This window comes from Streptomyces sp. Y7, assembly GCF_043195415.1.
Taxonomy (GTDB): Bacteria; Actinomycetota; Actinomycetes; order Streptomycetales; family Streptomycetaceae; genus Streptomyces.
The window spans coordinates 1,081,101-1,100,119 of sequence record NZ_JBIDDQ010000001.1; the positions used below are offsets into that span (position 1 = coordinate 1,081,101).

The following is a 19,019-nucleotide window of genomic DNA, read 5'->3' on the forward strand; positions in this document are numbered from 1 at the left end:
CCAGAAGGCGGCCGTCGGAGGCCCGGCCTAGAAGGGGTACGGCGCCACGTCGCCGCGCACCGTCGTCCAGCGCACGTCGGTGAACGCCTCCAGGTTGGCCTCGCCGCCGAAGCGGGCGCCGGTGCCGGAGGCGGCGACACCTCCGAAGGGGGCGACGGCCTCGTCGTTCACGGTCTGGTCGTTGATGTGCACGATGCCGGTCGGGATCCGTTCGGCCAGGTCGAGGCCCCGGGCCGCGTCACGGGTGACGATGCCCAGGGAGAGCCCGTAGGGGCTCGCCGCGGCGAGGGCCGCGGCCTCGTCGGCCGTGCCGAAGGAACGGACCGGCGCGACCGGCCCGAACACCTCCTCGGTGTACGCGGGAGTCTCGTCGTCCACCCCGGCGAGCACGGTGGGCCGGTAGAACAGCTGCTCGTGGGTGCCGCCCGCGGCCAGCTTCGCGCCCCGTGAGGTGCTGGCCTCCACCAGGCCGTGCACCTTGCCGAGCTGACCGGAGTCGATGAGCGGGCCGAGATGGACCTCGGCGCGGTGCGGGTCGCCGACCGCGAGGGAGTCCGCCTTGGCGGCGAGCCGCTCCACGTACTCCTCGTACAGCGACCGGTGGACGAGGTGGCGGCCGGTCGTCATGCAGATCTGGCCCTGGTGGAAGAAGGACCCCCAGGCGGCCGTCGAGATCACCGCGTCGAGGTCGGCGTCCTCCAGCACGATCAGGGCCGAGTTGCCGCCTAGTTCCAGGTGCGCGCGCTTGAGAAGGCGCCCGGCCGCCTCCCCGACGGCCCGGCCCGCGGCCGTGGAGCCGGTGAAGGAGATCACCGGCACACGCGGGTCGGCGACCAGCGCCTGGCCCGCCTCCGGGCCGCCCGGCAGCACGTGCAGCAGTCCCTCGGGCAGACCGGCCTCCGCGAAGACCGCGGCGAGCGCCAGGCCGCCGCAGACCGCCGTGCGCGGGTCCGGCTTCAGCACCACGGCGTTGCCGAGCGCGAGAGCCGGGGCGACGGAGCGGATGGAGAGGATCAGCGGGGCGTTGAACGGCGCGATGACGCCGACCACGCCGACCGGGACCCTGCGGGTGTACGACAGCCGGGGTGCCTCGCTGGGCAGGACCTGTCCGGCGGGACGGGAGGCGAGCGCGGCGGCCTCGTAGCACTCCTGGGCGGCGACGTGCAGCTCGAAGGCGGCCTTGCCGGGGATGGAGCCGGACTCCCGGACGAGCCATCCGCTCAGCTCGTCGGCGTGCGCGGTGAACAGGTCGCCGGCCTTGCGCAGCACCGCGGCCCGGACGAAGTGCGGGACACGGCCCCACTCCGTCCGGGCGGCACGGGCGGCCGTCGTCGCGGCGGCGACGTCCTCGGCGCCGGCCAGGGTGACGGTGCCGAGCTTCTCACCCGTGGCGGGTTCGGTGACGGCGTGCTCGCCTCCCGAGAGGGAGGGGGACTGCCAGGTGCTGGGGTCGAGCAACGGCATGGCGACTCTCCGTTCGATCACCGGCGGGACTCACAACGGGAGCGGAAGTCCCGAGTAGTTCACCGCCAGTTCGGCGGCGGCGTGGCGGGATGCGGTGATCCGGCGCAGACGTGCGAGCTGCATCCGGTGGTCGAACGCGTCCCCATCTGGTTGAGCATGCAACATCCTAGTCATGTCGTCCGAGAACCGGGTGGCCTGCCACACCCGCTGGAGGCACAACTCCGAGTATCTGTCGAGGAGTTGTGTGTCCCCTGTGCGGTGCAGCCCGATGAGGGCGCGGGCCAGCACCCTGACGTCCGACACGGCGAGGTTGAGGCCCTTGGCGCCTGTCGGCGGAACGATGTGCGCGGCGTCCCCGGCGAGCAGCAGCCGGCCGTGCCGCATCGGCTCGTGGACGTAACTGCGCATCACCGTCACCGACTTGGCGGTGATGGGGCCCCGCTCCAGGGTCCAGTCGCCGTCGATCGCGAAGCGGGCGGCGAGTTCGTCCCAGATGCGGTCGTCGGGCCAGTCGTCCGGTTCGGTGCCGTTGGGGACCTGGAGGTACAGCCGGGAGACCGACGGTGAGCGCATGCTGTGCAGCGCGAAGCCGCGCTCACCGCGCGCGTAGATCAACTCGTCGCAGGACGGGGCGACTTCGGCCATGACACCGAGCCAGGAGTACGGGTACTCGTGCGCGTACGAGCGGACGGCTCCCGCCGGGAAGACGTCACGGGAGACGCCGTGGAAGCCGTCGCAGCCGGCGATCCAGTCGCAGGCCAGCGTGCGCTCGCGGCCCTCGTGCAGGAACCGTACGACGGGTGCAGCGCTCTCCGGCTTCTCGACGGCGAGCGCCTCGGCCTCGAACAACAGCGGTGGTCCGTCGGCGAGTTGCAGCGCGACGAGGTCCTTCACGATCTCGGTCTGGGCGTAGATCGTCACCGTACGGCCGCCGGTCAGGGCCGGGAAGTCGATGTGGTGGCGTTCCCGGTCGAAGCGCAGCTCGATGCCCTGGTGCACCAGCCCCTCGGCCGTCAGCCGCTCGTCGGCGCCGGCCTCGCGCAGCGCGTCGACCGTGCCCTGTTCCAGCATTCCGGCACGCTGACGCTGCTCGACGTACTCGCGGGTCCTGGCCTCCAGGACCACGCAGTCGATGCCCGCGCGGTGCAGCAGCCGGGCGAGGAGCAGCCCGGCGGGCCCGCCGCCGATGATGCCGACCGTCGTGCGCATTCACGCCTCCCTGAGTTCGACGGTACGACGGCCGGGCGCGTCAGGGCCTGCTGGACGCCCCGCGGCAGGCGCGGCGGGCTCAGCTGGACTCGCGGTGCACCACCGTCGCCCCCAGCACCGTGTGCGTCCCGGGCGCGGCGCCGGGGTTGCGCACCGCGCCGTCGACCAGCGCCGCGAGGTCCCGGCCGGACGGCAGTTCGATGTGGACGGTGCTCAGCCTAGGGCGCAGCAGGCGTCCGAGCATCAGGTCGTCGGCGCCGATGACGGCCGTGTCGGCGGGGACGCGGACGCCCTCGTCCTGGAGGGCACGCGTCAGCAGCATCGCGTACTCGTCGTTGTAGGCGAAGACGCCGTCGAGGCCGAGGTCGCGCCAGCGTGCGGCGAGCCGCGCCGCGGACGCCTCCTCGTAGGCGAGGGGCAGCTCGGTGAGGGTGGCGTCGGTGCCGTGCAGAGCGCGGCGCACCCCTTCGAGACGGGGCGCCGAGAAGGACTCCAGGCCGTCCTCCTCGGGCACGACGACGCCGATCCGGCGCCGGCCGCGGTCGTAGAGGTGACGGGCGGCGCAGTGGCCCACGGCCTCGTAGTCCATGAGCAGGGCGTGCGCCCCGTCGACGGACTCGGGGCCGAGGGTGACCACGGCCCGCGCGCCGGAGCGTTTGAGGACCGTCACGCCCTTGGGGCCGAGGCCGGTGCCCGACACCAGGACGGCGACGGGCCGCAGCTCGGCCCAGGCGCGGGCGGCCTCGTCGCCGTGCAGGCCGACGCTGCCGTGCTGGACGACCGTGTAGTCGAGGCGGCCGAGGGCCAGCTGGAGGTCGCTGAGGAAGCGGCTGTACAGGGAGCCGACGGGGAAGCTCGGCGCGGGCATCAGGACCATGCGGCTGTGCCCGGCGCGCAGGCTGCGGGCGGCGGCGTGCGGGACGTAGCCGAGTTCCTTCGCGGCCTCGTGGACGCGGCGGCGGGTGGGCTCGCTGATCCGGACGGCACTGGTGTTGTTGAGGACGTAGGAGACGGTCGCGCGCGAGACGCCGGCCAGGCGGGCCACGTCGGCGCTCGTGGGTACCGAGCGCTGTGCGGGCGAAGCGGGCGCGGGCGTTTTCGGTATCTGCACCATGACGTACGGCATCTTTGCAGAACCTGTGCGCGCGGTTCCGATGAGGGTGCGCGGCCGCCCCGTTGAGGCGTTCCGGGGCCCCCGGAACGTTCACACCTGCGTGTCCGTCACCCGGTCCACCAGGTCGAGCCAGCCCGCCTCCAGCCGGTCCATGGGCATCCCGCACTGCCTGGTCAGGTGGTGGATCAGGGCCGGGTCGAGGTACGCCAGCAGGGTCTGGGCGAGGAGGTCGCAGTCGGCGCCCGGCTGTATCTGGCGCAGCAGCACCGCGACGTGGGTGTGCAGCGCCTTGACCGAGGGGTGGCTGAAGCGCCGGGCCGGCTCGGGCTGGGCCGCCATCTGCAGGTCGAGCTGCTCGGCCGTCCGGTAGAGCACCGCCACGCCGAACGCGCGCAGCCGCTCGACCGGGGGCGCGCCGGGGCCCAGCGGCGGCGGTCCGCCCAGGAAGTCGCCCTGGAGCTTGCGCGCGGAGTGGTCGAGCAGCGCCGTCAGCAGTCCGGTCCGGTCACCGAAGCGGCGGAAGACGGTCCCCTTGCCCACGCCGGCCGCGGCCGCCACCGCCTCCATGGTGACCCCGGCGGCGCCGTGCTCGGCGATCAGCTCGGAGGCGGCCTCCAGCAGCCGGGCACGGTTGCGGGCCGCGTCGGCGCGCAGGCAGGGCTCGTCGGGGGCGGAGCCGACCTCCAGCAGCCCGGGCGTGCCGTCGGGCTCCTCGGGCCTGGGGAAGGGGGGCAGGGCGGCGGACATGAAGCCAGCGTAAAGCATCGGGAATGAAACTGGACCGCGGTCCGGTTAGGGTGCTAGAAACGTAAGCGGACCTCGGTCCGGTTCGTTACGGCAGTGTTTCAGCCCCCCTTGGAGTTCGTATGTCTGTTCGCATCCTCGCGCTCGTCGGCAGCCTTCGTGCCGGTTCGCACAACCGTCAGCTGGCCGAGGCGGCCGTCAAGCTCGCCCCCGAGGGCGCCGAGGTCGTGCTCTTCGAGGGCCTCGCCGACATCCCCTTCTACAACGAGGACATCGACGTCGAGGGCGGTGTCCCTGCCGCCGCCGCGAAGCTGCGTGAGGCCGCGCAGTCCTCCGACGCGTTCCTGTTCTTCTCCCCCGAGTACAACGGCACGATCCCGGCCGTCCTGAAGAACGCCATCGACTGGCTGTCGCGCCCGTACGGCTCCGGCGCCTTCGGCGGCAAGCCGGTCGCCGTGGTCGGCACCGCCTTCGGCCAGTACGGCGGCGTGTGGGCGCAGGACGAGACCCGCAAGGCCGTGGGCATCGCCGGCGGCAAGGTGCTGGAGGACGTCAAGCTGTCCATCCCCGGCTCCGTGACCCGTTTCGCCGAGATCCACCCCGTCGACGACGCCGAGGTCGCCGCCCAGCTGACCGAGGTCGTCGCGCGCGTGCACGGCCACGCGGACGAGACCGTCGCCGCCTGATCCCACCACGGGTGACCGCAGGAGAAGGGCCGGAGCCGGGAGCTCCGGCCCTTCTCCGTGTCTCCAGCGGCTTCCTCTCGTGTCTCAGGCCACCGCCTCGGGCGCCAGTACGCGCAGTTCCGACAGAGCGGCCGCGACCGCCGGCCGTGCGTGGCCGCCACCTCGTGTGCAGGTCAGCAGCTTGCGGTGCGGGTTGCCCGTGCAGCGGACCCGCGTGATCGGCAGGTGCGGGGTCAGCTGGGCGAGACGGGGGATCAGGGCGACACCCAGGCGATGGGCGACGAGGTGGGCCATGACGTTCCAGTCCATCGCGTGATGGACGATGTCCGGGGTGAAGCCGGCCTCACCGCACGCCGACAGCACATGCGGGCGGCAGGGACTCTCCGGCACCGGCGCGACCCACTCCTCGTGCGCCGCCTCCGCCAGGTCGACGCCGTCGCGCCCGGCGAGCGCGTGGTCCTCGTGCACGACGAGGTCGAACGGGTCGTCCAGAAGCGGCTGCTGGTCGAAGCGGCCGTCGCTGAGGGGCGGGTTGTAGATCGTCGCCTCGACGACGGCCAGGTCGATCTCGCCCTCGAAGAGCAGGTCGAAGCTGACCGGCACCTCCGTCTCCCGGATCCGGACACCGAGGCGCGGATGACGTGTGCGCAGCCGCGACGCCATGGGCGCGAGCAACACCGAGACGGCCAGCGGGAAGCCGCTCGCCCGCAGCAGCCCCGCCGGCGCGCCGTGGTCGGCGCGCAGATCGAGCTCCGCCTGTTCCCAGCGCGCCTGAATGGCGTCCGCGTGCTGGAGCAGACTCTCGGCCGCCGAGGTGAGGCGCACCCCGCGCCCCTGCGGCTCCAGCAGGTCGACGCCCAGCTCGCGGGCCAGTTGCCGGATCTGCTGCGAGGCGGCGGACGGTGTGAAGTGCAGCGCGCGGGCGGCCGCGGTGACCGTGCCGTAGTGCGCCACGGCCCTCAGTACGTGCAGTCGGCGCAGGTCAATCATGAAGCCCACGCTTCAAGGTGACATCCACAAAGTCAACCTGGACGTGTACGAAGGCTCATCGCACCCTTGGACGTGTCGCGACGGTCGATCAGCCGCACGAGGAACGAGGAGTCACCATGACCAGCACGACCGGCACCGTCTGCCCGCACTGCGGGTGGCCGGACGGCGCCGAGCCCTTCCGGATCATCTCCCGGCACAGCACGGCGGCGGGCAGCACCGTGTGGACGCGGTGCGGCTGCGGTTCGCTGCAGGTCCGGGTCGTCGACGCCCGCGGGATGCGGATCGTCTCGCGCAGCCGCCCCGCCGACGCCGGCACCCGCTCGGACACCCCGTGCCGATGAACCCCCGGCTCAGTCGAGCCCGGCCAGCCGCTGTACGGCGGGCGCCGCGAAGTTCTCGATGAACGCCGCGGGCTCCCCCGTACGGGGACCGAGGATCACCGTGTCGATACCGAGCTTCGTGTAGCCCGCGATGTCGCGGGTGAACGCCTCCAGATCGCCCGTGATGGCGGGCTCGCCCGAGTAGAGGACGGTCTTGCGGATGGCGTCATAGTCACGTCCCTCGGTGTCGCAGTGGCCGCGCAGCACGTCGAGCTTGTGCCGGACCTCCTCCGGCGAGCTGGTGAACAGGTTGCACGCGTCGCCGTACCGGGCCACGAGCCGCAGCGTCTTCTTCTCGCCGCCCCCGCCGATCATGATCTCGGGGTGCGGGGCGCTGACGGGTGCCGGGACGCAGAGGGTCTCGGCCGGCCGGTAGTGCCTGCCCTCGAACGGACCGTTCGCGTCCGGGTCCCACATCTGCAGGCAGACCCGCAGGGTCTCCTCCAGCCGCTCGAAGCGCTCCGCGACCGGCGGGAACGGCACGCCGAGGCCGGCGTGCTCCCGGTCGTACCAGGCGGCACCGATGCCGAGGGTCGCCCGGCCGCCGGAGAGCACGTCGAGCGTGGTGGCGATCTTGGCGAGCAGACCGGGGTAGCGGTACGTCACACCGGTCACCAGGGCGCCGAGGCGGACCGTGGAGGTGTGCCCGGCGAGGAAGCCGAGGGTCGTGTACGCCTCCAGCATGGGGTCCTCGGCCCGGTCGTTGAACTCCATCTGGAAGTAGTGGTCCATCACCGACAGCCAGCTCAGGCCCGCCGCCTCGGCGGCGGCGCCCGCGGCGGCGAGTTCCGCGCCGAGCGCGGGGCCCCCTCCGGGATGGTCGAACCGGTTGATGTGCACGCCGACCCGCATGTCCTGTCTCCGTTCGCCCGGACCTTGCCCCGTCCCTTACGACGCTAGAACTTCGAGCGCTCTCGAAGTCAAGCCCCGTCGGCCAACCGGTCGCCGAGTCCGGTACGCCGGTAGAGCACGTGCCGTCCGTCGCGGGCCCGGGTGACGAGGCCCGTCGCGTGCAGCACCTTCAGGTGCTGGGAGACCGCGCTGGGCGTCACGCCGAGGCGGCGGGCGAGTTCGACCGTGGGGAGCGGTTCGGCGAGCAGACGCAGCACCGTGCTGCGGGGTGCGCCGAGCAGCGCGGTGAGCGCGGAGGCGTCGGGCTCGGGCCGTGGTTCCCACAGGGTGGCCGCGCCCCGGCCCGGGTAGGCCAGCATCGGCGGTTCGTCGGCGCTCACCGGAGGGGCCGGTTTGTGGGCGAACAGGGACGGCACCAGGCGCAGTCCGCGCCCGGCCCCGTCCACCTCGTGCCGGCCGATCATCTGCGCGACACGCAGGACTCCCTCGTGCCAGCGCACATTGCGGTGCAGATCGGAGAAGAGGAGCTGGGCGCCACCGGTGGCCAGCTGCCGGGCGCGATGCGTGATGTCGGCCTCCAGCACCAGCCGCATCCGCGGCCAGTCCGGTGCGATGGCCAACTCCCAGTACCTCAAAAGGAGTTCGGACAGCTCCTCCAGCAGCTCCGCCACCGGCCCGTCACCGGGCGCGGTGATCTGCCGCAGGGCGTCGGGGAGGGGGCGCGGGGCATGGGTGGCGCCCAGGTCGCGGCGTACGAGCTCGGGCGGCGTCGCCCGTACGACGGCGAGCTGGTCCTCCAGCGCCGGCGCGAAGTTCCTCGGGCGTGGGGTGAGGAAGTCGGGGAGGACGAGGTTCTGTCCGACCAGGGCCCGCAGCAGCCGGGCGTCGGCGGGGTCGAGACGGTCGAGCACCCTGCGGCGCCACGGGGTGTGCAACGGGAAGAGGGCGGGGGCGCACAGGGCCCGCAGGCTGCCCATGACCTCACGCAGCGGCGAGATCGCGAACCGGGTGTCCGCGAGGTCGTCGACGTCGAGCAGGAAGCTGATCATTGAGCCCCGGGCTACATCCTTTGGCAACCGGCCGTCACCGGCGTGGACTTCTCACATGACGGATCTCCACGACCGGCAGACTACCGCCGCGGTCGCGCTGCTCGCCTTCGCCTGCGGAGTCGCCGTGGGCAATGTCTACTTCCCGCAGGCGATCGGCCCGTTGGTGGCCTCCGGGCTCGGGGTCTCCCCCGACGCGGCGACGACAGTGGTGACGGCGACCCAGTTCGGCTACGCCGCCGGCATCTTCCTGCTCGTCCCGCTCGGCGACCGGCTGCCGCCGCGCCGGCTGCTCGTCACCCTGCTCACGGTGACCGGCCTCGGTCTGCTCGCCGCGTCTGCCGCGCCGACGCTCGTGCCCCTCGCCGCCGCGAGCGTCCTGGTCGGCGCGGCGACGGTGATCGCCCCGCTCGCCGGCCCGCTGGCGGCCGGTCTCGTACCCGCCGAGCGGCAGGGCGTCGTCGGCGGCACGCTGCTCAGCGGCTGCCTGGCCGGCATGCTGCTGTCCCGCGCGCTCGGCGGCGCCCTCGGCGACTGGCTGGGCTGGCGGGCGCCGTACGTCGCCGCCGCCGCGCTGTCCCTCACGGTCGCCGTGCTGCTGGCCCGCATGCTGCCGTCGCCGGCCCCCTCCACCCAGGAGCCCTACCCGGCCCTGCTCGCCGCGCCCCTGCGTCTGCTGCGCGCCGAGCCCGAGTTGCGCCGCTCGTGCCTGTACCAGGCCATGGTGTTCGCCGGGTTCTCCGCGGTGTGGACGGGCGTGGCACTGCTGCTCACGGGTCCGGCGTACGGCCTGGACGCAACGGCGGCCGGGCTGCTGGCCCTGGTCAACGCGGCGACGATGCTGTGCACGCCGGTCGCGGGACGGCTGGTGGACCGCCACGGCCCGGACCGCGTCAGCCTGGTGTGCCTGCTCCTGGTCGGCGGGGCGGCGCCCGTTCTGGCGCTCGGCGGTGTCGGCGGCGGACCGGGGCTGAGCGCGCTGGTCGTCGGCACGCTCCTGCTCGACGTCGGCATGCAGTCCGGGCAGGTGGCCAACCAGGTGCGGATCTACGGCCTCGGCGCCGATGTCCGCAGCCGGTTGAACACCGCGTACATGACCTGCGCCTACCTCGGCGGCACCGCGGGCTCGTGGCTGGCCGCGCGCGCCTACGGCCGTTTCGGCTGGCTCGGTGTGTGCGCGCTGGTCGCGGTGCTGACGGGAGTGGCGCTCGTACGGCATCTGCTGCATGAGTTCGGGAGGGTTCGGCCGTTGGGTCGGCCGCTGGTTCGGCCGCTGGTTCGGCCGCTGGTTCGGCCGCTGGTTCGGCCGTTGGTTCGGCCGCTGGGTCGGCCGCTGAGCGCCGCTGCTTCCTCGTGGCGGGTGGGTCGGTCGGCGTGGCGGGTGGGTCGGTCGGCCGTGAGCGGGGCGGCTCGGGGCCGGTTGCCGTCGTGCGCTTCGGGGACGTGTGCCGTGGCGACCTGCGTTTCGAGGGCGTGCGCTTCGGGGGCGTGCGCTTCGAGAGCATGCGCTTTGGGGGCATGCGCTTCGAGGGCATGCGCTCTGGGGGCGTTGTCGGCGCCCGTGATCCGATCCTCGCAGGACGGGTGAACAGCGGGTCGTCTCCTGGCAGGCTCCGGGGAACCGGTGTGCCACCCGCCGAGCGGCGGGCAGCTTCCGCCGCCCGGCGGCCCCGCGGCAAGGGCGGGTGCGCGGATGCTGACCGCAGAGCCGCGAGGCACGTGTGTGCCCCCTGTGTGAGGAGTAGCCATGACCCAGGCCCCGCCCCCGTTCGATCCGGAGCTCGCCGCCGCGCTGGAGCTCATCAAGGACGTGATCTCACCCGGCCTCACAATGGAGGAGATAGCCGACGTCCGTCAGGGTGCGGGGATCCAACTGCTGGCCGACCTCGACCTGACGATGGACGGGTACTTCGAGGTCGAGGACCGGACGGTGCCGGGCCCCGTGGGTGCCCCGGACATCTCGGTGCTGATCTGCCGGCCCGCCGCTCCGGTCGATCCGGGACCGCGACCGGTGATCTACCACGTCCACGGCGGCGGGATGATCATCGGCAACAACCGTGTCGGCGTCGACGCTCCGTTGGCGTGGGCGAAGGAGTTGGACGCGGTGGTGGTGTCGGTGGAGTACCGGCTGGCGCCCGAGCATCCGCATCCGGCGCCGGTGGAGGATGTGTACGCCGGTCTGGAGTGGACGGCTGCGCACGCGGGCGAGTTCGGTGGCGACGCGGAGCGGGTGGTGGTGGCGGGGGCCAGCGCCGGGGGCGGGCTCTCGGCGGCGGTGGCGTTGCTGGCCCGGGACCGCAAGGGGCCCGAGCTGATCGGGCAGATGCTGATGTGTCCGATGCTGGACGACCGGAACGACAGTCCGTCCACCTACCAGATGGCGGGGCTGGGGGTCTGGGACCGTACGGCGAACGAGACCGGGTGGACCGCGCTGCTCGGGGAGCGGCGGGGTGGGGCGGATGTGCCGGCGTATGCCGCGCCGGCCCGGGCCGGGGATCTGTCCGGGCTGCCGCCGGCCTTTCTGGACGTCGGTTCGGCGGAGACGTTTCGGGACGAGGTGGTGGCGTATGCCTCGCGGATCTGGCAGGCGGGGGGTGTGGCGGAGCTTCATGTGTGGCCCGGGGGATTTCATGGCTTCGACGGATTCGCCCCGCAGGCGGCGGTGTCGCGGGCGTGTCGGGGGGCGCAGGTGGGGTGGTTGCGGCGGTTGTTGAGCCGGTGAGGGGTGAGGGGGCGAGGGGGTGAGGGATTACCGGGTTCGGTGGATCGTCGGATGCCGGTTGTGGGTGGCTGGTCGCGCAGTTCCCCGCGACCCCTTCAGGTGGGCCGGCTGGACCGGTGTGACGGGCGGGGTCGGCGAGCTGCGGGGTTCGCCCCTTCAGGTGGGCCGGCTGGACCGGTGTGACGGACAGGGTCGGCGAGCTGCGGGGTTCGGTGGATCGTCGGGTGCCGGTTGTGGGTGGCTGGTCGCGCAGTTCCCCGCGCCCCTTCACGTGGGCCGGCCGGGCCGGTGTGGTGGGGTGGGGGTGGTGGGACTGAGCGTGTGCCGCTGGCGGCGTGCTGGGTTTCCCGCGCGTCCTCGGGTCGGCTGCGTGGGGCGGTGTTCTGAGTTCAGCATGGTCTCGGGCCTCCCTCGATTCCGGGGGCATGGCGCACCATGGGCCCATGAAAGAGCTGGCCGGGCGGTTGACTGCGCTGGATCCGGATGCGGGGGCCGCTGTTCGGGTCATCGCCTACTTTGATCGACTCGCTGAGGGGCGGGCCGGGCTGGAGGCGTTGGTACGGGGGGCCGCCGTATTGGCCGGGGTGCCGGCGCGGCTGGTGGACGTGGAGCGGCGGGTGCATGTCCGGGTCGAGGCGGACGGGACGCGCCGGGAGTCCGAGGTCGCGACCGACCCCGCCTGGCCGTCGGCCGCGCTGACGCCGGGCGGTGCCGCCGCGCTGTGGCTGGAGCGGGCCGAGCAGGCGGAGCCGAGTGTCGTGGACGCGGTGATCCTGGAGCGGGCCGCGGGTGTCATACGGCTGGTACTCGACCGCACGCGAGGCAGGGCGCCGGCCGATGATCCCGCGCTGGTCGAGACCGTTCTCGACGCGTCCGCGCCGGAGGCGGCACGGCTGCACGCCGCCCGGCGGCTGGGGCTCGACCCCGCCGCCCCGGCCCGGGTACTGGTGCCGCTGGACGGACGTCCCCTGGTCGTGCCCGCCCACGCGGATGTCGAGTCGATCCTCGGCCGCGCCGGAGTGCCCGGCCGACCAGGCGCCGCGCCGCCCCTCGGCCGCACCGGAGTGCCGGCCCACCCAGGCGCCGCGCCGCCCCTCGGCCGCACCGGGGTACCTGCCCACCCGGGCCTCGCCCCCGCCCCCGGTCACGTCGGAACGCCCGCCCGCCCGGGCCTCGCGCCCACCGTCAGCCGCACCGGGGTACCTGCCCACCCAGGCCCCACCCCCACCCCCGCCCCCGGCCGCGCCGGAACGGCCGCCCACCCAAGCCTCGCGCCGACCCTCGGCCGCGTCGGTGTCGGCTCCGCTGTTCCGGTGCTCGAGTTGCCGCGGTCCTGGTCCGAGGCGCGTGTCGCGCTGCGGTTCACGGCCGAGGGCACTGCTCAGGACCCGGGTCCCGGTGTCGTCCACGCCGAGGAGCTGGGCGGTGTCGCCCTCCTCGCCGACCTCGTCGCGCCCGGCGCCGAGCCGCCGCCCGACGTGCAGGCGCTGGAGGCGGCCGCGGCGGCGGCGCCCTGGCTGCTCGGCACGCTGCACGCGGTCGCCTCGACGGTGAGCCTGCGGGCGGCGGCGGCCGAGGTCAACGTGCACCACTCCACGCTGCAGGAACGGCTGGCGCACGCCGAGCAGTTGCTGGGCTGGGCGCTGCGTACACCGCAGGGCCGGTTCAGACTGGGCCTGGCGCTGGCGATGCGGCACCTCGCACGGGGTTAGCGGCCCGGCGCCGCCGCCGGCCCAGCGCTACCCCCGGCCCAGCGCCGCCCTGGGCCGCCGCCGAGGCACCACTTCCGGCCCGGCGCCACCCTCGGCCGCCGCCGGGGCACCACCCCGCTCAGCGCCACCCCCCGCCCAGCGCCGCCCTAGGCCGCCGCCGAGGCACCACCCCCCGCCCAGCACCACCCGCGGCCCAGCACCACCCCCGACCCGGCGCCACCCCCGGCCCAGCACCACCCCCGACCCGGCGCCGCCCCCGGCCCGGCAGCCGGCGCCCCTGGAGCTCGGCCTCGACAGCTACGCCGCGTGGAACTCGTGCACGAGCTCGATCGCGCCGGCGATGTGCCGGTTGAACTCGTCGAGGTCCTCGGCCGGCACCCACAGTTCCAGGATCGTCTCGCCGCCCGCCTGCCGGACGGGATACCGGGACAGGAACTCCGAGTCGACCTCGAAGCGGGTCACGTACCCGGCGCCGTCGTGCTTGACGTTCCAGTCCCGGGCGATTCTGACCGCGTAGTCCTCGTTGAGCACCGGGTAGAAGATCGGCTGCTCGGGCAGCCGGGGCGGCCAGGCGCGCCAGTTCAGCGCGCGCACGAGGTCGAGTTCCACGGGGCCGGTGGGTCGCCAGAGCGTGGTGGTCGGGGGCCTGCCGATCATGGGCGCTGACGATATCCGGGTCATGGGAGCGGGGCCACGGAGTGTGCGCCGGGTCCTTGCACGCGCGCTCTACACGCAATCGCTGGAAATTTCGCAGATGCCCTATCCTTGAGAGTCATTCACCCCGGACGGAGGACACCGGCGCCATGACCGCGACGGACCCCGCGCTCACCGCCCTCGCCCAGGGCTGGTGCGCCCTCTCCCTGCTCCACGGCAGGATCGAGACGCACATCGAACGCGCCCTGCAGACCCGCCACGACCTCAGCGTGCGCGAGTACTCCCTGCTCGACGTCCTCAGCCGCCAGCACCACGGCGAAGGCGGCCACCTCCAGATGAAACAGGTCGCCGACGCCGTCGTCCTCAGCCAGAGCGCCACCACCCGCCTCGTCACCCGCCTCGAGGACCGCGGTCTGCTCTCCCGCTACCTCTGCCCCACCGACCGCCGCGGCATCTACACCGACGTCACCGACGCCGGCCTCCAACTGCTGGAGGAAGCCCGCCCGACGAACGAGTCGGCGCTGCGCGAGGCCCTGGACGAGGCCGCCCGCAATCCCGAACTGGCGCCGCTCGTCCGGGCCGTCGAGACGCTTCGCGTACCGGTCTGAGCCGGCACCGCCTCCGCCGTCTCCGCCCTTCGCGAGCGCGTCCCCCGCGTCTGGCGCGCTCCGGCGAGGGGCGGCGTTGACGGGATCTCCGCCGGGGCCGTACGAATGGCCTCATGAACACGCCCCACCTCCCCCTGTCCGGCGTCACCGTCGTCAGCCTCGAACAGGCCGTGGCCGCCCCGTACGCCACCCGGCAGCTGGCCGATCTCGGGGCGCGGGTGATCAAGGTCGAGCGGCCGGGGGACGGGGACTTCGCCCGCCGGTACGACACGACGGTGCACGGGCAGTCCAGCTACTTCGTCTGGCTCAACCGGTCCAAGGAGTCCCTCACCCTGGATCTGAAGGCCCCGCGGGGCCGGGAGATCCTGCACCGGCTCCTCGACACCGCGGACGTGTTCGTGCAGAACCTCGCGCCGGGCGCCGCCGACCGTCTCGGCCTCGGCGTCGAGGCGCTCGGCGAGCGGTGGCCGCGGCTGATCCCGTGCACGATCTCCGGGTACGGCACGTCCGGGCCGTGGGCCGGGCGGAAGTCGTACGACCTGCTGGTGCAGTGCCAGACGGGGCTAGTGTCCCTGACCGGCACCGCCGAGGAGAGCGCGCGCGTCGGGATCTCCGTCGCCGACATCGCCGCCGGGATGTACGCCTACAGCGGCATCCTCACCGCCCTGTACACACGCGCCACCACCGGCACGGCCCGCCCCGTGGAGGTGTCACTGTTCGAGGCGCTGGCGGAGTGGATGGGCCAGCCCGCCTACTACACGCAGTACGGCGGGACCCAGCCTCCCCGGCTCGGCACCCAGCACCCCACCCTCGCCCCGTACGGCGCCTACCCGGCCGCCGACGGCAAGGAGGTGCTGTTCTCCATCCAGAACGAACGCGAGTGGGCGGTGCTGTGCGGGGAGTTCCTCGGCCGGGCCGACCTGGTCGACGATCCGCGCTTCGCCACGTCCTCGGCCCGCGTCGCCCACCGCGAGGCGCTCAACGCCGTCGTCGCCGAGCGCTGCGCCCGCTCCGACGCCGAGGAGATCCTGAAGGACCTGGAGTCGATCAACATCGCCTGCGCCGGGGTCAACGACGTCGCCGCGTTCCTGGACCACCCGGTGCTGGCCGGCCGCGACCGCTGGCGCGACGTGGCGGTGCCCGGGGGCGCGACGGCGCGGGCCCTGCTGCCGCCGGCCGACCTCGCGGGGGTGCCCGCGCGCATGGACCCGGTGCCCGCCGTGGGCGAGCACACCGAGGCGATCCTGACCGAACTCGGCCGTACCGCCGAGGAGATCGAGGCCTTGCGCGCCGACGCCGTCATCTGAGGGGCCCGGCCGGGACCTCCGTCACCAGGGCAGCGGCCCGTTCACGTCCACATAGCCGCCGGTCGGGCCGTCGGGGCCGATCTGGGCCATGCGGACGATGATCTCGGCCCCTTCGGCGACGGTCTGGGTGCCGGTGCGCCCGTTGAGGTCCGTGGCGGTGAAGCCGGGCTCGACGGCGTTGATCCGCATCCGCGGGAACGCCTTCGCGTACTGCACGGTGATCATGTTGACCGCCGTCTTCGAGGTCGGATACGCGACGGCCTGGTAGAAGTGGGCCGGCGACCGCGGGTCGGACAGCGTCGTCAGCGAGGCCAGGCCGCTGCTGACGTTCACCACGACGGGTGCCTCGGACCGCTGGAGCAGCGGCAGGAAGGCGTGGATGACACGGACGACGCCGAAGACGTTCGTCTCGAAGACCGTCCGCAGCTCGTCGGCGGTGGTGTCCGCGGCGGCCGGGATGCCGTTGTTCTCGCCGCGCACCTCGACGCCGGCGTTGTTGACCAGGACGTCGAGTCCGCCGTCGGCCTCGACGGTCTTCACGGCCGCCCGGACGGAGGCGTCGTCGGTGACGTCCAGCTGGACGAAGCGGGCGCCGAGCTGTTCGGCGGCGCGGCGGCCGCGCTCGGCGTCCCGGGCTCCGACGTAGACGGTGTGACCCGCTTCGGTGAGCCGACGGGCGGTCTCGAAGCCGAGTCCCTTGTTCGCTCCGGTGATGAGTGTTGTCGTCATGTCCTCAGCGTCCTGCGCCGCGCGCCGGTCAACCAGCCGTACCGTCTTCCTGGGACCACGGGTACCAGGCACGCGTCGGGCCCGAGGTGTTCACTGGGGGCATGACGGCGACGGAACTCGGCCAGGCCCTGCGCCGCTGGCGCGACCGGGTCACACCCGAATCGGCGGGTCTGCCCGCGGGCGGGCACCGGCGCGCGGCGGGACTGCGCCGCGAGGAGCTGGCGCTGCTGGCCGGGATCTCGGTCGACTACGTCACGCGCCTGGAACAGGGCCGGGCGAGCAGTCCGTCCGCGCAGATCGTGGAGGCCCTGGCCCGGGCGCTGCGGCTGTCGGCGGACGAACGCGGGCACCTGTTCCGGCTGGCCGGCCTGGCGCCGCCCGGCCCGGACACGGTCCCCGCCCACATCACGCCGAGTGTGCAGCGTCTGCTGGACCGGCTGAGCGGCACACCCGTCGGGGTCCACGACGCGGCCTGGACGCTGCTCATGGCCAACCCCCACTACGCGGCTCTGATGGGCGACCCGTCCGGTTGGCGCGGCTTCGAACGCAACGGCGTGTGGCGGGCGTTCCTCGGCCCGCGCGGCCGGGCACGGCAGACCCCGCGGGAGAGGGCCGCGTTCGAGGCGGGCATCGTCGCGGACCTGCGTGCGACCGCGAGCCGCTACCCGTCGGACCCGCAACTGCGGCGGATGATCGCCGAGTTGCGCGCGTACAGCGCGCGCTTCTCGGCACTGTGGGACACGGGCACCATCGGGCGCCACGAGGCCGGCCACAAGATCATCGACCATCCGCAGGTCGGCCCCCTGACCCTGGACTGCGACATCCTCACGGTGGCGGGCAGCGATCTGCGGCTGATGGTCTACACGGCGGCACCCGGTACCGAGGACGCGGAGCGCCTCGCGCTGCTCGGTGTGCTCGGCACGCAGTCCCTGGTCTGACCGAACGCGGAGCGTGCCTCGTGCGTCTCAGTGTCGGGCGGCGCGCCGACGCCGCCTCGACCGGCTCGTCGCCGTCCACTCGGGGGTATCCATGCGCTCGACCGCTCACCGCACTGTCCTGTCGTTCACCGCGCTCGGCCTGCTCACCGCCGGATGCGGTACCGGAACGGCAGGCTCCGACGAATCCAGCCCGGCACCGCACACCAGGGCCCGTGCGCTCGCGGTGGCCGAGGCCTGGGACGGCTCGACGGCCGCCGAGGTCTGGCGCTCCGGCTACTACCCAATCGGCGACCCGGTACAACTGCCCGACGGCGCCTTCCACAGCGGCGCCGACAAGGAGGCGTACCTCTCGCAGAACCTCGCCCTGCGCGCCGACCTCCCCGAGAGTCCGCGGAAGGCGAAGGTGACGTGGCGCAACGGCGACTCGCTCACCCTCCCGCTCATCGACGCGCGGGCGGCGTACGACACGCTCGGTGGCAACGACCGCCCCGGGCCGCGCCTGACCGTGACCGGCGCGAAGCTCGGCGAGACGACGCTGGTGACCAGCCGGGGCCCGGCCACCGTCCCGGCCTGGCTGTTCACGATCGAGGGCTACGACACTCCGCTCAAGCGTGTCGCCCTCAGCCCTGCGAAGCCGCCGAAGCCGCCCATCGCGCCGGTCGGCTCGCTCAGTTCCGAACTGTGGGAGCTCAACCAGGTCGTCGGGGTGGCCTCTGACGGGCGGTCCGTCACCGTGCGGGCCCACCACGGGGCATGCGACGACGGTCCGGCGGTGGACGTGCTGGAGACGAAGGGCAGTGTGGTGCTGTCCGGCTACATGGTGGGAACCAAGGACGGTGTCTGCACGGCGCAGTTGCTGGCGAAGAAGGTGACGGTCGAACTGGACCGGCCGCTCGGCGACCGGATCCTGCTGGACGCGTTCACGGGCCGCCCCGTGCGCGGCGCCGGGTGACTGTCGTGTTCCGCCGCTCGGTCAGCCCGTGAGGGCCGATCCGGCGGCCGCGAGGGCCTGTTCGGCGTAGCCGCGGCCGAAGAGGACGGCGTGCACCAGGAGCGGGAACAGTTGGTGGAGGGCGATGCGGTCGGTCCAGCCGTCGGCGAGGGGCGCGGCGTCCCGGTAGCCGTCGAGGATCCGGTCCAGGTGGGGGCAGCCGAAGAGGTGCAGCATGGCCAGGTCGGTCTCGCGGTGGCCGCCGTGGGCGGCCGGGTCGATCAGCCAGGCGTGGCCGTCGGTTCCCCACAGGACGTTGCCGTTCCACAGGTCGCCGTGCAGCCGGGCGGGCGGCTCGGCGGGTCCGGCCAGTTCGGGGAGCCGTTCACAGACCCGCTCGATGACGGGTGCCTCGGTGGGGCGGATCGTGCCACCGTCGACCGCGCCGCGCAGATACGGCAGCACGCGGTGCTCGGCGTACCAGCGGGGCCAGTCGGGGCCGGTGACGTTGCGCATCGGGGCGAGCCCGATGTAGGCGTCCTCGGGGCCGCCGGGCGGCGGAGTGCCGAACGCGCGTGCCCCGCGGGCGTGCAGGCCGGCCAGTTCCCGGCCGAGCCGCTCGGCCGCCCCGGCGTCGGGCCGGCCGGTCGCCACGCGGTCGGTGACCAGCCAGTGTGCGTCCCGGCCGTGCACCGCGGGGACACGGACGGTGCCGGCCTCGGCCAGCCAGCGCAGTCCGGCCGCCTCGGCCCAGGTGGCCCGGTCGCCGTCGCCTCGTTTGACCATGACCACTCGGCCGTCGTCGAGGGTGACTTCGGCGAGCGTCGCGGACAGCCGGCGTTCACCGGTCACCGCGAGCCCGGTGAACCGCGCGGCCGTGGCCCCCGGGCCCTCGGAGGTGGTGTGCACGGGCCTCAGCGTACGGCGGTCCGG

General features: G+C 73.5%; 19 protein-coding genes. 9 read left to right on the forward strand and 10 right to left on the reverse strand.

Features of this window, described 5'->3' with window-relative positions; all coding sequences use genetic code 11:
- Positions 1-27 precede the first annotated feature (27 nt).
- The 4 genes from ACGFW6_RS04660 to ACGFW6_RS04675 all read right to left on the reverse strand — a co-directional run bounded on the left by ACGFW6_RS04660 (position 28) and on the right by ACGFW6_RS04675 (position 4,552).
- Positions 28-1,464, reverse strand: coding sequence for an aldehyde dehydrogenase family protein (locus ACGFW6_RS04660; RefSeq protein WP_393504592.1), 1,437 nt, complete (start codon positions 1,462-1,464; stop codon positions 28-30).
- A 30-nt stretch (positions 1,465-1,494) separates the two neighbouring features.
- Positions 1,495-2,673: a 4-hydroxybenzoate 3-monooxygenase gene (locus ACGFW6_RS04665; RefSeq protein WP_393504594.1), complete on the reverse strand. Its 1,179-nt coding sequence runs from the start codon at positions 2,671-2,673 to the stop codon at positions 1,495-1,497.
- 79 nt (positions 2,674-2,752) lie between these two features.
- A complete protein-coding gene (locus tag ACGFW6_RS04670; RefSeq protein ID WP_393504596.1) occupies positions 2,753-3,787 on the reverse strand; it encodes a LacI family DNA-binding transcriptional regulator in 1,035 nt (344 codons plus the stop codon).
- Between the two features lie 90 nt (positions 3,788-3,877).
- Positions 3,878-4,552 (reverse strand): TetR/AcrR family transcriptional regulator, encoded by a 675-nt coding sequence (locus ACGFW6_RS04675; RefSeq protein WP_393504598.1) that lies wholly within the window; start codon positions 4,550-4,552, stop codon positions 3,878-3,880.
- A 101-nt stretch (positions 4,553-4,653) separates the two neighbouring features.
- On the opposite strand from ACGFW6_RS04675, the gene ACGFW6_RS04680 reads away from it, so the two are divergent.
- A complete protein-coding gene (locus tag ACGFW6_RS04680; RefSeq protein ID WP_393504600.1) occupies positions 4,654-5,217 on the forward strand; it encodes an NAD(P)H-dependent oxidoreductase in 564 nt (187 codons plus the stop codon).
- Positions 5,218-5,301: 84 nt separating this feature from the next.
- On the opposite strand, the gene ACGFW6_RS04685 is transcribed toward ACGFW6_RS04680, so the two are convergent.
- Complete coding sequence (locus tag ACGFW6_RS04685) at positions 5,302-6,207, reverse strand: LysR family transcriptional regulator (protein ID WP_393504602.1); 906 nt, start codon at positions 6,205-6,207, stop codon at positions 5,302-5,304.
- A 116-nt stretch (positions 6,208-6,323) separates the two neighbouring features.
- Between ACGFW6_RS04685 and ACGFW6_RS04690 the strand changes: the two genes are divergently transcribed.
- On the forward strand, positions 6,324-6,548 hold the full coding sequence (locus ACGFW6_RS04690) for a hypothetical protein (protein ID WP_393504603.1): 225 nt from the start codon (positions 6,324-6,326) through the stop codon (positions 6,546-6,548).
- Positions 6,549-6,557: 9 nt separating this feature from the next.
- Here the strand turns inward: ACGFW6_RS04690 and ACGFW6_RS04695 are convergent, their stop codons facing one another.
- Together ACGFW6_RS04695 and ACGFW6_RS04700 are read right to left on the reverse strand one after the other, a co-directional pair.
- On the reverse strand, positions 6,558-7,439 hold the full coding sequence (locus tag ACGFW6_RS04695; RefSeq protein ID WP_393504605.1) for an LLM class F420-dependent oxidoreductase: 882 nt from the start codon (positions 7,437-7,439) through the stop codon (positions 6,558-6,560).
- Positions 7,440-7,507: 68 nt separating this feature from the next.
- On the reverse strand, positions 7,508-8,488 hold the full coding sequence (locus tag ACGFW6_RS04700; RefSeq protein ID WP_393504607.1) for an ArsR/SmtB family transcription factor: 981 nt from the start codon (positions 8,486-8,488) through the stop codon (positions 7,508-7,510).
- 55 nt (positions 8,489-8,543) lie between these two features.
- Between ACGFW6_RS04700 and ACGFW6_RS04705 the strand changes: the two genes are divergently transcribed.
- The 3 genes from ACGFW6_RS04705 to ACGFW6_RS04715 all read left to right on the forward strand — a co-directional run bounded on the left by ACGFW6_RS04705 (position 8,544) and on the right by ACGFW6_RS04715 (position 12,919).
- Positions 8,544-10,073: an MFS transporter gene (locus tag ACGFW6_RS04705; RefSeq protein ID WP_393504609.1), complete on the forward strand. Its 1,530-nt coding sequence runs from the start codon at positions 8,544-8,546 to the stop codon at positions 10,071-10,073.
- A gap of 159 nt (positions 10,074-10,232) precedes the next feature.
- A complete protein-coding gene (locus ACGFW6_RS04710) occupies positions 10,233-11,207 on the forward strand; it encodes an alpha/beta hydrolase (protein ID WP_393504611.1) in 975 nt (324 codons plus the stop codon).
- Positions 11,208-11,650: 443 nt separating this feature from the next.
- Positions 11,651-12,919 carry a helix-turn-helix domain-containing protein gene (locus ACGFW6_RS04715; RefSeq protein WP_393504613.1) on the forward strand — a complete coding sequence of 423 codons (1,269 nt, stop codon included), beginning with the start codon at positions 11,651-11,653 and terminating at the stop codon, positions 12,917-12,919.
- A gap of 297 nt (positions 12,920-13,216) precedes the next feature.
- Here the strand turns inward: ACGFW6_RS04715 and ACGFW6_RS04720 are convergent, their stop codons facing one another.
- Positions 13,217-13,576 carry a hypothetical protein gene (locus ACGFW6_RS04720; RefSeq protein WP_393504615.1) on the reverse strand — a complete coding sequence of 120 codons (360 nt, stop codon included), beginning with the start codon at positions 13,574-13,576 and terminating at the stop codon, positions 13,217-13,219.
- A 146-nt stretch (positions 13,577-13,722) separates the two neighbouring features.
- Here ACGFW6_RS04720 and ACGFW6_RS04725 point away from each other — a divergent pair, with 146 nt between their 5' ends.
- Together ACGFW6_RS04725 and ACGFW6_RS04730 are read left to right on the forward strand one after the other, a co-directional pair.
- Positions 13,723-14,181: a MarR family winged helix-turn-helix transcriptional regulator gene (locus ACGFW6_RS04725; RefSeq protein ID WP_393504617.1), complete on the forward strand. Its 459-nt coding sequence runs from the start codon at positions 13,723-13,725 to the stop codon at positions 14,179-14,181.
- A 113-nt stretch (positions 14,182-14,294) separates the two neighbouring features.
- The gene (locus ACGFW6_RS04730) at positions 14,295-15,488 is read left to right on the forward strand and encodes a CaiB/BaiF CoA transferase family protein (RefSeq protein ID WP_393504619.1); all 1,194 of its coding nucleotides are present in this window, start codon (positions 14,295-14,297) and stop codon (positions 15,486-15,488) included.
- 21 nt (positions 15,489-15,509) lie between these two features.
- Here ACGFW6_RS04730 and ACGFW6_RS04735 read toward each other — a convergent pair whose 3' ends face one another.
- Positions 15,510-16,217, reverse strand: coding sequence for an SDR family oxidoreductase (locus ACGFW6_RS04735; RefSeq protein ID WP_393504621.1), 708 nt, complete (start codon positions 16,215-16,217; stop codon positions 15,510-15,512).
- A 101-nt stretch (positions 16,218-16,318) separates the two neighbouring features.
- On the opposite strand from ACGFW6_RS04735, the gene ACGFW6_RS04740 reads away from it, so the two are divergent.
- Together ACGFW6_RS04740 and ACGFW6_RS04745 are read left to right on the forward strand one after the other, a co-directional pair.
- Complete coding sequence (locus ACGFW6_RS04740) at positions 16,319-17,155, forward strand: helix-turn-helix domain-containing protein (RefSeq protein ID WP_393504623.1); 837 nt, start codon at positions 16,319-16,321, stop codon at positions 17,153-17,155.
- 91 nt (positions 17,156-17,246) lie between these two features.
- Positions 17,247-18,107: a hypothetical protein gene (locus ACGFW6_RS04745; RefSeq protein ID WP_393504625.1), complete on the forward strand. Its 861-nt coding sequence runs from the start codon at positions 17,247-17,249 to the stop codon at positions 18,105-18,107.
- A gap of 21 nt (positions 18,108-18,128) precedes the next feature.
- On the opposite strand, the gene ACGFW6_RS04750 is transcribed toward ACGFW6_RS04745, so the two are convergent.
- Positions 18,129-18,995 carry a fructosamine kinase family protein gene (locus ACGFW6_RS04750; protein ID WP_393504626.1) on the reverse strand — a complete coding sequence of 289 codons (867 nt, stop codon included), beginning with the start codon at positions 18,993-18,995 and terminating at the stop codon, positions 18,129-18,131.
- Positions 18,996-19,019 lie beyond the last annotated feature (24 nt).